At 50.4% G+C, this 13104-nt stretch carries 12 protein-coding genes; 5 read left to right on the top strand and 7 right to left on the bottom strand.

Annotation, left to right across the window (positions count from 1 at the left end; translation table 11 throughout):
• Window positions 1-15: 15 nt before the first annotated feature.
• On the bottom strand, window positions 16-1161 hold the full coding sequence (locus I2I11_RS04540) for an MFS transporter (RefSeq protein WP_230679895.1): 1146 nt from the start codon (window positions 1159-1161) through the stop codon (window positions 16-18).
• Between the two features lie 322 nt (window positions 1162-1483).
• Here I2I11_RS04540 and I2I11_RS04535 point away from each other — a divergent pair, with 322 nt between their 5' ends.
• The 3 genes from I2I11_RS04535 (at window position 1484) to I2I11_RS04525 (ending at window position 4140) form a co-directional block, all read left to right on the top strand.
• Window positions 1484-2638 carry a zinc-dependent alcohol dehydrogenase gene (locus tag I2I11_RS04535; protein WP_196266498.1) on the top strand — a complete coding sequence of 385 codons (1155 nt, stop codon included), beginning with the start codon at window positions 1484-1486 and terminating at the stop codon, window positions 2636-2638.
• Window positions 2639-2650: 12 nt separating this feature from the next.
• A complete protein-coding gene (locus I2I11_RS04530) occupies window positions 2651-3217 on the top strand; it encodes a hypothetical protein (protein ID WP_230679894.1) in 567 nt (188 codons plus the stop codon).
• A 308-nt stretch (window positions 3218-3525) separates the two neighbouring features.
• A complete protein-coding gene (locus I2I11_RS04525; RefSeq protein WP_196266497.1) occupies window positions 3526-4140 on the top strand; it encodes a hypothetical protein in 615 nt (204 codons plus the stop codon).
• A 337-nt stretch (window positions 4141-4477) separates the two neighbouring features.
• On the opposite strand, the gene I2I11_RS04520 is transcribed toward I2I11_RS04525, so the two are convergent.
• The 5 genes from I2I11_RS04520 to I2I11_RS04500 all read right to left on the bottom strand — a co-directional run bounded on the left by I2I11_RS04520 (window position 4478) and on the right by I2I11_RS04500 (window position 8490).
• A complete protein-coding gene (locus I2I11_RS04520; protein WP_230679893.1) occupies window positions 4478-4843 on the bottom strand; it encodes a hypothetical protein in 366 nt (121 codons plus the stop codon).
• A gap of 134 nt (window positions 4844-4977) precedes the next feature.
• Window positions 4978-5751: a hypothetical protein gene (locus I2I11_RS04515; protein WP_370582919.1), complete on the bottom strand. Its 774-nt coding sequence runs from the start codon at window positions 5749-5751 to the stop codon at window positions 4978-4980.
• Between the two features lie 27 nt (window positions 5752-5778).
• A complete protein-coding gene (locus I2I11_RS04510) occupies window positions 5779-6891 on the bottom strand; it encodes an SGNH/GDSL hydrolase family protein (protein WP_196266496.1) in 1113 nt (370 codons plus the stop codon).
• 187 nt (window positions 6892-7078) lie between these two features.
• A complete protein-coding gene (locus I2I11_RS04505; RefSeq protein WP_196266495.1) occupies window positions 7079-7567 on the bottom strand; it encodes an ankyrin repeat domain-containing protein in 489 nt (162 codons plus the stop codon).
• Between the two features lie 113 nt (window positions 7568-7680).
• A complete protein-coding gene (locus I2I11_RS04500) occupies window positions 7681-8490 on the bottom strand; it encodes a tRNA pseudouridine synthase A (protein WP_196266494.1) in 810 nt (269 codons plus the stop codon).
• Window positions 8491-8630: 140 nt separating this feature from the next.
• On the opposite strand from I2I11_RS04500, the gene I2I11_RS04495 reads away from it, so the two are divergent.
• Both I2I11_RS04495 and I2I11_RS04490 read left to right on the top strand, forming a co-directional pair.
• Window positions 8631-10379 carry an ABC transporter ATP-binding protein gene (locus tag I2I11_RS04495; RefSeq protein WP_196266493.1) on the top strand — a complete coding sequence of 583 codons (1749 nt, stop codon included), beginning with the start codon at window positions 8631-8633 and terminating at the stop codon, window positions 10377-10379.
• Window positions 10380-10608: 229 nt separating this feature from the next.
• Window positions 10609-11454 (top strand): hypothetical protein, encoded by an 846-nt coding sequence (locus I2I11_RS04490; RefSeq protein ID WP_196266492.1) that lies wholly within the window; start codon window positions 10609-10611, stop codon window positions 11452-11454.
• A 353-nt stretch (window positions 11455-11807) separates the two neighbouring features.
• Here I2I11_RS04490 and I2I11_RS04485 read toward each other — a convergent pair whose 3' ends face one another.
• Window positions 11808-12929, bottom strand: a complete 1122-nt coding sequence (locus I2I11_RS04485) for a tetratricopeptide repeat protein (protein WP_196266491.1) — start codon at window positions 12927-12929, stop codon at window positions 11808-11810.
• Window positions 12930-13104 lie beyond the last annotated feature (175 nt).

Here is a 13104-nt window from a genome sequence, read left to right as displayed (position 1 = left end):
ACTAAGGCAGCAAGCCTACGCTGATGCTTGCTCCATCCTGAAAAACATTCTCGAAATGGGGATAAGCATGACACCCGCTAGCGCGAAGGCAACAAACGAAACCTTCAGGTTAAAAGCATGTGCCAGGTACCCAATCATGGGCGGGCCAATCAGCATGCCTACTATACTGAAAGTAGCAATAAGGGAAATGGCTATGCCGGGGGAGTAGGTTTTAGAAGCACCGGCTAAAGTATACGTCATCGGGACAACCGAAGCTGTGCCAAAACCAACCAGGGAAAAGCCAATCATGGCGGGCCAGAAAGTTGGGAAACAGATGGACAGGCTGATACCTGAAAAGATAAGTAAAGCGCTGAGGATGTAGGTTCTGGCCATGCCGATCCTTTCAATAATCCGATCCGAAATAAACCTCGAAAGCGCCATGAAAGTCATAAAAATAAGATAGCCGGCCGTAAATACCTCTTCCCTCACTACCTGCTGAAAGTAAATACCGCTCCAGTCGAACATGCCGCCTTCACATACGGCGGCAAAGAATACCATTAACCCCAGGTATAAAATGTAAGGATCGGGCCTGCCGAGAGCCAGCTTATTGCCGGTAACCGAGCGGTCATTTCGTAATAAGAAGCGGTAAGACAGCAAGGCAGCCAGTATGGATACCGCCGCTACCATAAGTAAATGCGGCACCATGGTAATATGCAGCGAAATTAGCATGGTTGTAAATCCTACTCCCATGATGCCGCCGGTGCTCCAGAGCCCGTGAAAAGAACCGTTGATTTTGCGGGCAGATTGCTTCTGGAGCGTAATGGCCTGTGTGTTAATGGAAATATTAAATATCCGCAAACTCAAAGAAAACAGGAACAAGGCAATTACCAGCATAAATGGTGTGGTAGCCAGGCCTATCAGGGAAAGGCAGGCAGAATTTAGCAGGAAAGCAAGGGCCAGCGGCACCCTGGTTTCAAATTTAGAAACAAGCCAGCCGGACAAAGGCAAACCAATAAGGGAGCTGACCGGCATGGTCAGGAGGATGGTACCCAGTTCGGCTTCATTCAGGTGCAGGGCAGCTTTGATGGTCGGAATCCGGGACGCCCAACTCGAAAAATTAAAACCGGAAAGAAAAAAGAATATGCTGAGCGAAACCCGCTCTTTGTTTATTGCTTGCATCATGATAAGCTAACGGTGCAAATATGCACATTTAATTTCCTTTACAGGCACAAAAATCTTTGTTCATGTCCTGTCCTTTAAAGCATGTTTCCAGGTTAGGAGAATGTTCGCTTTTTCTTACTGAATTTATACCGGCTTTATACCATTAAAATAAGTATAAACACGTAATTACCTGTAGTCATGCCGGTTCCTGAAACTTTGACTACGCAGATAAGTACCTACTTAAACGCACTAAAAACATGTTCCTGAACAGGAGCAATAGAATCCGGCAAACACCCGGCCAGGTTCATTTTCATGTCTTACTTAAACCCTGGGAACAACACTTATGCTGGCTATGAATTACCGGGGCCCCCTGCGGGTCCGTATCGACCAAAAACCCATGCCCGAAATTCTGCATCCGCAGGACGCCATTGTACGGGTTACCCGCTCCTGTATTTGCGGGTCTGATTTGCACTTATACAACGGCGATGTACCAGATACCCGCGTGGGCGAAACCTTCGGGCATGAATTTATCGGAGTGGTGGAAGAAATCGGTCCGGATGTGCACAAACTGAAAGTGGGTGACCATGTAATCGTGCCTTTCAATATTGCCTGCGGGAAGTGTGTTTTCTGCAAACAGGAGCTATACGGAAATTGCCATGAAGCCAATCCTGAGGCCACTGCTGTAGGAGGCATCTTTGGTTATTCGCATACGGCCGGCGGCTACCTGGGCGGCCAGGCGGAATATGCCCGCGTACCTTATGCCGATGTAAGTCCCACGGTTATTCCGGAAGGGATGCATCCCGATGATGCGGTGTTGCTGACCGACGTGGTACCGACAGGCTACCAGGCAGCTGAGATGGGCGCCATACAGCCCGGTGACACCGTCGTGGTTTTCGGCGCCGGCCCTGTAGGCATTATGGCGGCAAAATGCGCGTGGCTGTTTGGCGCAGGCCGTGTGATAGTCATAGACCAGGTGGAGTACCGGCTGGACTTTGTACGGAAGTATGCACAATGTGAAGCGTATAATTTCAGGTCGCTGGAAGATCCGGTGGTCTTTATCAAGAAAACAACCGATTCGCTGGGGGCCGATGTCTGTATCGATGCGGTAGGAGCCGAGGCAGCAGGCAGCGCCCTGCAAACCATTACCGGCAGAAAAATGCTGCTGCAGGCCGGCTCTGCCACTGCGCTGCACTGGGCCATTAACTCAGTTAAAAAAGGAGGGGTCGTGTCTATCGTAGGCGTATACGGGCCAACGGATAACCTCATCCCGATAGGCAACGCCCTGAACAAGGGTGTTACCATACGGGGCAATCAGACCGCCGTAAAACGCCTGCTGCCCAGGCTTATCCAACATGTGCAGAACGGCATACTTGATCCCAAAGCAATAATAACGCACCACATACCGCTGGAGGAAGTGGCGGATGCCTACCGCATGTTTTCGGCCAAACTGGATAATTGTATCAAAACCGTGCTGATCCCGCCATCAGCCAGAATGTAAAGAAGCAAAGCTATGGAAGAACAAACCAGAGAGAACACGAATATAGACGCCTGGCGCATAGATGCGCCGCCTGCCGCGAAAGACTACGCACACATAAAAGGTTGGGGCATAGATGCCGATCCGAAAAACGACCCTACCTACCCGATGAAACACCGCACCAACGGCGAACACAAAGGCTATACCTGGGACCGGCCGCCGCTACAGCCTGTTACGGTAGAAGTGCTGCATTCTATTGAGCGCCCCAATATAACGGCTGTTTTCGGAACGGCTGTGCCGCCGCAGGGGCTGAGCGGTATGATCCGGCGCTATGCTTTTAAGTATAGCGAGTCCAGCTTTGGACACTGGCTGCCCCTGTTGCTGGCCGACCGTGTAAATGTGGTAGAGGGTATTGTAGATGACCTGGTGCACGGCCACATTCCTAACATTTTTGCCGAAAAAGGCTACAAAATGGAATGGAAGTATAACCGGAAAAGCTTGTTGCAGAAAATGGCCGTAGGAGCAGCTGTAGCCACCGCGGCGGTAGTCTTACTATCCAGGAAAAGGCGGGCGCGGCGCATCATACTGCCGCCTGAAATCTAACAGGATCGTCCTAACCTCCATTATAAAACCTGCCGGTTCTGATAAGCAACAAATCAGAACCGGCACAACCATGCCAGTTAAGTCAATTCTTTAACAGCATTGGCTTGTTCAGCGCACATGCATCGCTGCCTGCAGATGTACAGAAATCATTGGCTTTTGTCTGCCAATCAGCACCAAAGATTTTTGGTTATACTTGCTGTCTCTACATAATTCCTGCAGCAAATCACTTCAGAAAATTAAAGTGGTTATTAAGTTTTTACCTGTGCAAGGTATTCTTTATTATTGCATTAGATAATGACTATATAACCATGAACAAGATTAAATTCCTTTTGATTTGGTGCCTTGCAGTAGGCACGTTAATGTCCTGCGGTAAAGAAGATGATCCGGAAGCGGCGCCAGGTGCTGAGCTGGACTATCTGCCAACTACAACAGGGTCCACCTGGACCTATGGCGGTATCTCTCCTTATACGCTGACAGTTACGGGAACAACCAGCGTTATAAATGGTAAAACCTACCATGAGATGGAGTCAAAACAAGGCACCAGCGTAAATAAATCTTATGTATTAAAGGAAAAGGGCGTTTATACAGCTGTGGGCATGGTACCAGCTGTGGGTAGCCTCGAGATTGCCATCTTAAAAGAAGAAACACCTGTTGGAGAACCCTGGGAGCAGACTACCTCCATAAATGGTATAGACACTAAAATGACGTTAACGATTGTAGAAAAGAACGTGTCCAAAACAGTAGAAGGCAAAACGTATAACAACGTAATTAACGTGAAAATGGAAACCAGCTACATTTTTATGGGAGAGGATCTGGGGGTAGGCCTGACTACCCATTATTATTTTTCTAAAGGCATAGGGCTTATACTATCCGATTTCGGTGCAAACGGACAAGTGCCTTTACTGACTTATAATATAAAATAAACCCTTAACTTCATCAGCTCTGTAGCAACCAGGGCTACTACTTTATCAAAAGCAGAAAAGGCAACAGTGTTCAGATACTGTTGCCTTTTCTGTTAGGCCGGTTCCGGCTGCAGAACAGACCGGATTTTAAAGTATAACTGACTAATAGACCAGGGCAAAACACGCAAAGTATAAACTTTCCTGCTACCGGAACTATACTTCCTGCGCATCTTATACATGTTTCCTGTCTGTAAAAACCTGGTGTACACAAAAGTATAAAAGCCTTCCGGAGCAGTAAACAAAAACCGAACAAAAGGCGGCTTGTATATTCCATTACAGAAATGCTTGCAGCCCGGATTCAGGCCCTCACCGGCAATTTTACCTGATGATCGAGCGCGTCAATAATGCCGGCGGCTTTTTCCGGTGGGTACTGGCTGCGGATATTTTCTTCGTTTATCACAAAGCTGGGTGCAGCCGGATCACCATCAATGGTATAGGCTCCTTTATCTCCTTTAAAGGTATATCCCTGATCAATACTTGCGATAAGGGCGCGGGCGCGGTGATCGAGGGCAGACCAGATAAGCCGCTCGGCGTTCAGACCGGTTTTAAATTTTTCAGGAAAGCGTTCCTGCGCTTCTGCTGTTATCACTTGCGGGTCCAGTTCGTTCACCTCGCAAATCTGGTGAAACACGGATATATCAATGTTGTGATGATCTTCCATCATGTCAGTATAGGTTGTAGCTAACTTGCTTACGGATTTAAGAACGCTGGAGTGGCAGATGCAGGCGATTTTCTGTATTTGCGGCCCGTCGGCGATAGATTATACAAGGCATAAACTACTCCGGCAACAGCTATACTTTAAAATAAGTCCTCCTCTTCCCAATCGTCCGGCAGGTCGTGTGCTTCGCCCAATAGCGCATCTATCAGGGCTTGTTGTGATGCTTCATAAATCAGTTCGCCGCGTAGCAGGAACCTGTTGGCATCCAGCATTACCTCGTAAATGGGTGTATGCATGTGTTTGGGTATTTTGTACAGCCGCGGATCATTCTTATCAAAAGGCGTCGGAACTTTGGAGTTGAACAGGTAGGGGATGAGGGTTTTAGAACAACTGATGGCTATGCGGTGTACCTGATGCGCTTTAAAATACGCCTGCAGCCGTTCGTTGATATTCTCAAAAAACTCAACCGTTTCGCCCAGCCGCACCCGCGAACCGGCCCTGGACTTGCCTTTGGTTTTCAGGTATTTTATCTGGCTCTTTCCCTGCTTCTTGCGCACCATATACGAGCGGAAGACCTTATGATCCAGGTTTACGCCGTTCTCGAAATAACCCAATGCACAGTTCCCCGACTGAATCAGCAGGATTATGTAATTTACCTGTGCCTTTTCTACAGTTAAGCCTGAGCCGGGCGGTGGCAGCACCAGGGGCAGCCTGAAGTATACCTGCTCGTTGCCGGCATCGTCTAAAAGGATTATCCTGTGTTTGGCATAGTCATATGCATATGGTAACGGGCCGGTCTGAATAGTATGAAGCAGATCTGCGGATTTCTCTTTAGTGAAGAAGCGGTTCATAAACACGTATAAAGGCAGTGCCCTTTCGCCGGTGCGCGCTTGCCGCGCATACCCTTTCCACACCTGCCGGTAAGTATAAATACAATTTAATTATCCCTGCGGTTTTAGCAGCTGTTGAAAGAAAGGCGCCAGTTCGTTTGCCATTATTCCATGCTCCTCCACGCTCGGGTGCCCCGAGCAGCCACTTGCCTGCATCGGCTCAAAAAAATGCAGGGCTACCGGTTTATCAGACGGGTATGCCGCATCAATTTGCGCTTTGATGGCGGTCAGGCAGTTTTCCAGCATCTGTTTTTTCCTGCCATTCAGCATGGGGCTGCTGAGCAAGGCAATCCGGGCTTCAGGGTATTTGGTTTTAACCAGCTTTACAAAGTTGCTGTAGCTGTTCACAAACTGCGCGCTGTCGAAAGGCAGCCTTTCCGATGTACCATCGCCCTCGCTGAAATCATTGGTGCCCAAAGCGATACTAACTACCGCCGGCGTATACCTGCTGAAGTCCCAGTCCTGCGGGGTATTGATCCGGAAATCCTCCTTCTCATACACTTCCGGCATCGTGGGGCCATCGCTGTTCCAGTTGCGGTAGGTGCCGATGCCGCTCACGCAGCTAAGTATAAAATTAGCGTTCAGGGCCCGGGCTACCCTAGGGCCGTAAGCCATGTAGGCATTGTGCTGGTCGTGATACTCGCCGGTGCCGCAGGGCACTTCAGACGGGTCGGCAGCTGCGCCGCACGTAATGCTGTTGCCGATAAATTCTATCAGGGGCGCATCCGGTTTTGCAAGTGGCGCTACCTGTTGCCCGCTTACTTTTTTTATCACCAGGGGGCCGGTGTGTGCTTCGGTGGTTTTGTATAGCCAAACGGTATGTTTGCCGGCAGTGGGCGCGGTTATAACCAACGTATCCTGCAAACCTGAAATTTTCAGCCTTCCCTGGTACTCCCCGTCCAGCTCATACTGCAGGTAAGTATGCGCGCCGGCATCAGGCGCAGCTGCAAAAACGCGGGCTTCCGTTCCTGCAAAGCTAAACCCGACGTGCGCGGCAGAACTCACCAGTTCCAGGTTTTGCGCGTCGTTAAGGGTGTATCTTCCGTAAGGCTCCAAAGCAGCAGCCGGCAATTCGGCTGCTGCTTGTGACGTAAGTTTCGAAGAATTGCAGCTTAGGTAGAACAGGCAAAGCGCCGCCGCGAAGTAAGTATTGCTGAATTTCATAGAAGGATTTTTGCTTGGATAAGGGCTTACAAGATGGGCACGATTCCTGGTTGCCGCAAGTAGTTGAAAAGCAATTCAGAAATACCAGCGCCGCGGATGTGGTCCTGCAGCCGGAACAGTTGACTTGGCGGAACAGAAAACGCCAGCTTAGCAACCGGATAACGTACAGGTTCAGGGCCTGCCCTGTTTAATCCTGCTGCAGGTATACGAGGGCTTCTTCGTTGCCTTGCTGTTGCGCCAGGTTCAACGCTGTCAGGCCGCGCACATCTTTCAAATCCTTGTTAGCCCCTTTTTCCAGTAATAGCTGCACCAGCCGGTTACGGCCAAACAGAGTCGCAAACATCAGGGCTGTGCCGCCATTACCGCTTTGTGCATCAATATCGGCCCCGTTTTCCAGCAGCAGGTTCGCTATCTCGGGGTAACCTTTAAATGAAACACCCATCAAGGCTGTGTTGCCGCCGCTATCCTGTGCGTTTACGTCCGCGCCGGCTTTTATGAGCGCCTCAGTGGTTTCCAGGTGCCCGTCGTAGGCCGCGATAATCAGGGGCGAAAAGCCCCTGCCGTCCCGGGTGTTTACATCCACACCGCTATCCAGCAGCTGTTTTACAGAAGCCGTGTCGCCTCTTCTGGCCGCATCAATTAAAAGTTGTGCAGGGTTTGTTGAAGAAAAATCCATTTCAGACAAGTATAAAGGTGTTGCTTATTGCTACTTTAGGTACGGGAAAGATCGCAGAGGGATATACTTACAGAGCAGTGTTATCTTTTCGTAAACAAAAGCGGGTATACCCATCAGACAGCTTGCCAGCCATTGTTTGGCTGGTGCTGTAGCATCGCAGCGGAAGCACTGCGGGGCGGCAGATTGAGGTAAGGGTACGTAATTTTAGAAAGATAAAGCCCCTGGGGATAAGCCGGCGTTAGCGCTTTGGGCGTTCTTTCCGTGGCTAGGTAGCTTTCAAACTCCTCCACACGCAGTGCGCCCGTGCCTACCTGGAGGAGTTTGCCAACGATGATCCGGATCATCCTGCTCAGGAACCTGTTTGCTGAAATCTGGAAGCGCAACCTGTCGCCATTGTTGTCTGAGAACCAGCCGGCCTCTGTAACATGGCAGATGGTGCTATCCTGGTCTGCCGGGGTAAGGCACAGGGCGCTGTAATCCTTGTAAAGCGGGAGCAGGGCTGTGGCTGCCTTCATGGCATCCAGGTTCAGGTTGTTTACCAGGTAAAGGGAGCTCACAGGGCTCAGAAAAGGGTCTTTGTACGTATGGATAAAATAATCGTAACTCCTCCGGATGGCATCAAACCTGGCGTGCGGCTTGCCCGTCATAGGCAGAATGTCGAACACGGCGATGTCGGGCGGCAACACTTTATTCAGCCGGAAAAGCAGATCGAAGGCCCATGGCTGCTCTACGTCCAGGTGGAAAAAGAACTGGCTGGCATGCACCCCGGCGTCAGTTCTGCCGCACCCCACTATAGCGACCGGCACTTTGAGAATCCGCTGGAGGCTATCTTCCAGTACCTGCTGCACATTTACGCCATACGGATGGCGCTGCCAGCCTTTGTAAGCGGCGCCGTTATAGCCGATGTGGAAGAAGTATCTCAACTTTTTTGTTTTTCAGTGCAGGAAACAGTTTGCAAGATAGTATAAGTTGGCGCTTGCTGCCTTATCTGTTCCTGCTATCTGAAGTATAGGTTGCCGGGAGCAGGTAATTTGTCGTACATTTCGGGCTTATTACATGCTACATGCCGAAATCAAAAAAGCTTCAGAACGTAACAGTAGGCCAGGTTTTTAAAACCATCATCTGGCCCCGTAAAAAGTACCTTTCCATCGGACTGGTCCTGATCATCATCAGCCGCCTGGCCGGGCTGGTGTTGCCGGGTGCCAGCAAATACCTGATGGATGATGTGATACCGAACAACGATTTTACCATGCTGAAATGGCTGATCCTGGCCGTGGCCGTATCCATCCTTATCCAGGCGGTTACGTCCTTTGCGCTCACACAGATACTCAGCGTAGAAGCGCAGCACCTCATTTCACAACTCCGGGCCAAGGTGCAGCGGCACATCATCCAGCTGCCCATCCGTTTCTTCGACAATACCAAAACAGGCGAGCTGGTGTCCCGGATCATGACGGATGTGGAAGGCGTCCGGAACCTGGTCGGAACCGGTTTTGCCCAGATGATAGGCGGGGTACTGACCTCCCTTATCTGCCTGGTGCTGCTCATTGTTATCAGTCCGCTGATGACCTTATTCGTGCTGCTTCCTGTGGCCGTTTTCGGTGTCATTTCCCTCAAGGCTTTCGGGAAAATCCGGCCTATCTTCAGGGAGCGCGGCATCATCAATGCCGAAGTTACGGGCAGGCTCACAGAAACCCTGGGCGGTGTACGCGTGATCAAAGGATTTAATGCAGAGGCACAGGAGATCAGGACGTTTGAGGCGGGCGTGAACCGGCTTTTCCTGAATGTGAAGCAAAGCCTGGTAACCACCAGCCTGGTGACCAGCGCGGCGACCCTGTTGCTGGGCCTTGCCTCGGCAGGCATTATGGGGATTGGCGGTTACCTGATCATGAACGGTGAGCTTACGTTCGGCGACTTCCTGGCTTTTACGCTTTACCTGGGTTTCCTGATTGCGCCAATCGTGCAGATGAGCAACATCGGCAGCCAGTTTACCGAAGCCTTTGCCGGGCTCGACCGCACCGAAGAAATCCTGAACATGCCGCTGGAAGATGCCAGCGGACACAGAACCCTAAAGCTGGATCATATCCACGGCGATGTTGTTTTTGACAGGGTATCCTTCGGGTATGAGGAAGGAAAAGAAGTCGTAAAAGGCATCAGTTTTAAAGCGCCAGCCGGCACGGTTACGGCCCTGGTAGGCACCTCCGGCTCCGGAAAAACCACCATTGCCGGGCTCGCCGCTTCTTTTTTGAACCCGGACAGCGGCACCATTACGGTAGACGGATACGATTTGCAAACCATCAGCCTGCAGAGTTACAGGAGCCAGCTGGGTGTGGTGCTGCAGGACGACTTTCTGTTTGAAGGCACCATACGGGAAAATATCATCTTTCCGAGGCCTGACGCCACCGAGGCCCAGGTGCAGCAGGCCGTAAAAGCCGCCCATGTGCAGGAGTTTACCGATCGTTTTGCCGATGGACTGGATACTTTGATTGGAGAGCGGGGTGTAAAGCTTTCGGGTGGCCAGCGGCAACGCATTGCCATAGCCAGGGCCGTGCTGGCCGACCCGCGCATACTCATACTTGATGAGGCCACCTCCAACCTCGATACCGAGAGTGAAAGCCTGATCCAGGCCAGCCTGAAAACCCTGATGCAGGGCCGCACCACCTTCGTCATTGCCCACCGCCTCAGTACCATCCGCCAGGCCGACCAGATACTCGTAATTGAGCAGGGCCATATTGCCGAGCAAGGCAGGCATGAGGAGCTTCTGGAAAAGAAGGGAAGGTATTACCAGTTGTATACTTACCAGGCGCGCATTTAATAGTTGTGTGCTGCTGTGCGGGCTTGTAGCTTGTATTGTTATGTATGCAAAGCGAGCGCTGCGTGGAGGTAAAAAGGCACGAGCTACAAGCCCGCGCCAGCAGGAGTTAGGAGGTAAGTTAAAATGCGACAGCATTGGTAAACTGCAACTTACTGCAGGTAATTAAACCGGGAAACGTAACAATCGTTTAAGAAGGAAATGATTTTGTGTACTAACCTAATGACGAACTATGGACAGACGAGAAAGAGATCGCAACGAATATGGCAGGTATGATGGCTACAGCCCGAATGACGAACATTACCACAGCGCAAGAAATTTAACTGACGAGTTTGAGCAGGAATACGAGCGCCGCAGGGGCTATCGGGACAATGACCGCTACAGCCAGAACCATACCTATCATGAAGGCAACATGGGTGATGCCTACGAACGCTACAGCAGGCAAGGCAACAATCATGGAAATTATGCCGGTAACCAGCGGAACGATTGGGACCGGAACAGGAACTACGCCAACACCTACAGCAGCGACCGGAACAGCAATTACCAGGATGGTTTCAGCGGAGATCAGGACAGGTACAGGAGAGATCGGGAGAGCGGCCGCGACTACGGCAATGTGCGGCAGGGCAACATCCGGCAGGGATACGGCATCTCGGGCTTTGCCGGCACTTCCGACCGTTTTAATACCCTGAACAGTGATAAGAACAGAGGAGGGGCTGGAAATGACCGGGCCTATTACGGCGGCTCCGGCAGTTCCCGCTCTGGCGGAGGCATGGGCGATTCGTTCCCGGGCTCACACCGTGGCGTACCTGATGCCAGTTATGGCCTCGGAAACTTCTCAGACAATTATGGTACCGGCATGGGCAGCTCCTATGGCGGCAGGAACTATGGTGGCGGCACAGGCTATTCCGGCGGCCACCGCGGTAGATCGTTCGGCAATGGAACCTACGGCAGCTCAGCGGGCAACTATGGTGGCTTTGGCGCTATGGGCGGTGGCACCTATGGCGGCCGCAACAGTAGTAGCAGAGGCGACACCTCACACAACTCCGATCGGGGTACCAGAGAGCTGGGTGGTTTTTAATTTCTGCTGATTTACACGAAACAGCCGTTGCCTTTAAGCAGCGGCTGTTTTGCTTATTATCATAGCCGAAAAAGATAAGCAAGAGGCACTCCATCAGAAGAAAATATTATCAGTTAAATACCGGCAGCAGCTTTAGTAAAAGGCCTAGTGCTATAAAAGAAAAAGCACGGGCGGCAAGCGCACGGCAATCAGAATGAGCAGAACGCTTAAAACCGGAAGAAAGGGGAGAAATGGTAATTTAACTTACATATGGCATCTTCTCAAACGTGTTTTTCAATGCGGGCAGCTGGTCTACAAGATACCAATATTCAGCGCAAGTTTACCACGGCCATATATTAGAGGCGCTGCAGCAGCTAGTTACTACATTTGTTATACTTCAGCAGATCCGCTGCATTCCTGTTTCCGAACTGTTGTGCTTTGGTGAGGTCTGCGCAGGCTTGCGCCATCTGTTTCAGGGCCATGTGGCAGTAGCCGCGGCCAAAGTATGCAGCAGCAGACCTGCTGTCTAAGCTTAAGGCACGCGTAAAGTCTTTTTCAGCATCAGCATAAGTCTTCAATTTTATTTTGAGCTCGCCTCTCCTGGTAAACAGGTCAGCGCTTTTGCTGTTCAGCGCAACAGCTTTGTTATAATCTGCCAGCGCTTCCTTGCTGCTTCCTGCTTTCGTAAAAGCCATTGCCCTATTGGCATAGGCCTCAGCGTTACTTTTGTTAAGGGAGATAAACTTATTCAGGTCCTGTATGGTACCCTGTATGTCTTCCCGCTCATACCGTAGCAGCGCTCTGTTGAAGTATGCATCTGCATAAACCGGATTTATAGATAGCGCAGTAGCATAAGCTGATTCGGCAGCAGCGGTTTGTGTGAGTTGCGCGAGCGCCTGCGCCCTGCAAAAGTGTGCTTCTGCTGATTTGGCGTCCAAGGTCAGGGCTATGTTGTAGTTGTTGAGTGCTTCCTGCGGCTTATTGGTGGCAGCTATTAGTTTTCCAAGCTCCAGATAGGCTTCAGCCGAGGGCTCCAGTTCAATACTTTTCCGGAAATCCTGTTTTGCTTCTGCAGACTTATGAGCTACTACATAGGTTTTTGCTCTGCCTGCATAAAGCGTAGCATCCTTCGGGGTGCGGCCGATAGCTTTGTCATAATCATATATGGCGCCTTCTAAATCCTTCAGTTTTATTTTTACCAGGGCCCTGCTCCGGTAGGCGTTTGCACTTCCAGCATTCAGCAAGAGGGCACGGTCCAGATCTGCCAGCGCAGCAGTGTATTGTTTTAGCTCCAGGTTGGCTAAGCCACGGTTGTAATACGGCTCAAACGTGAAAGAATCCTGTTCGATAACCAAGGTATAAGCAGCCACCGCTTCGGTATACCTCCCGGCATCGAAATGATCATTTCCAAGGTCAAAGGGGTTAGACGAAGTATATTGCGCCGAAACGCTGAAAGTCGTGAAAAGGGCCAGGAGGAGTGGTAAAATTCGATGCATGAAGTATTGTAATATATTAATTCAAAATTATATATTTTATTAGATATTATGCTAATAATTATGCTTTTTTGTTTTTGGCTGGATGTTCTGCACAAGTAAGAGTATGTTTTGAAATTTTTCAATTTCTTGCTTTAGAGGGCTTTAATCTATTTAGCAGGAAGGAGATAAAGGCAAT

Origin of the sequence: Pontibacter rufus (assembly GCF_015694705.1) — a bacterium.
GTDB lineage: Bacteria > Bacteroidota > Bacteroidia > Cytophagales > Hymenobacteraceae > Pontibacter > Pontibacter rufus.
The sequence above is the reverse complement of the archived record's forward strand: the minus strand, read 5'-3'. Positions and strand labels throughout refer to the sequence as shown.

Bases quoted from the DNA above. Each gene is read 5' to 3' on its own strand.
- I2I11_RS04490 (WP_196266492.1), top strand. From the start codon at position 10,609: ATGGACAGACGAGAAAGAGATCGCAACGAATATGGCAGGTATGATGGC.
- I2I11_RS04495 (WP_196266493.1), top strand. From the start codon at position 8,631: ATGCCGAAATCAAAAAAGCTTCAGAACGTAACAGTAGGCCAGGTTTTT.
- I2I11_RS04485 (WP_196266491.1), bottom strand. From the start codon at position 12,929: ATGCATCGAATTTTACCACTCCTCCTGGCCCTTTTCACGACTTTCAGC.
- I2I11_RS04540 (WP_230679895.1), bottom strand. From the start codon at position 1,161: ATGATGCAAGCAATAAACAAAGAGCGGGTTTCGCTCAGCATATTCTTT.
- I2I11_RS04530 (WP_230679894.1), top strand. From the start codon at position 2,651: ATGGAAGAACAAACCAGAGAGAACACGAATATAGACGCCTGGCGCATA.
- I2I11_RS04520 (WP_230679893.1), bottom strand. From the start codon at position 4,843: ATGATGGAAGATCATCACAACATTGATATATCCGTGTTTCACCAGATT.
- I2I11_RS04505 (WP_196266495.1), bottom strand. From the start codon at position 7,567: ATGGATTTTTCTTCAACAAACCCTGCACAACTTTTAATTGATGCGGCC.
- I2I11_RS04510 (WP_196266496.1), bottom strand. From the start codon at position 6,891: ATGAAATTCAGCAATACTTACTTCGCGGCGGCGCTTTGCCTGTTCTAC.
- I2I11_RS04525 (WP_196266497.1), top strand. From the start codon at position 3,526: ATGAACAAGATTAAATTCCTTTTGATTTGGTGCCTTGCAGTAGGCACG.
- I2I11_RS04535 (WP_196266498.1), top strand. From the start codon at position 1,484: ATGCTGGCTATGAATTACCGGGGCCCCCTGCGGGTCCGTATCGACCAA.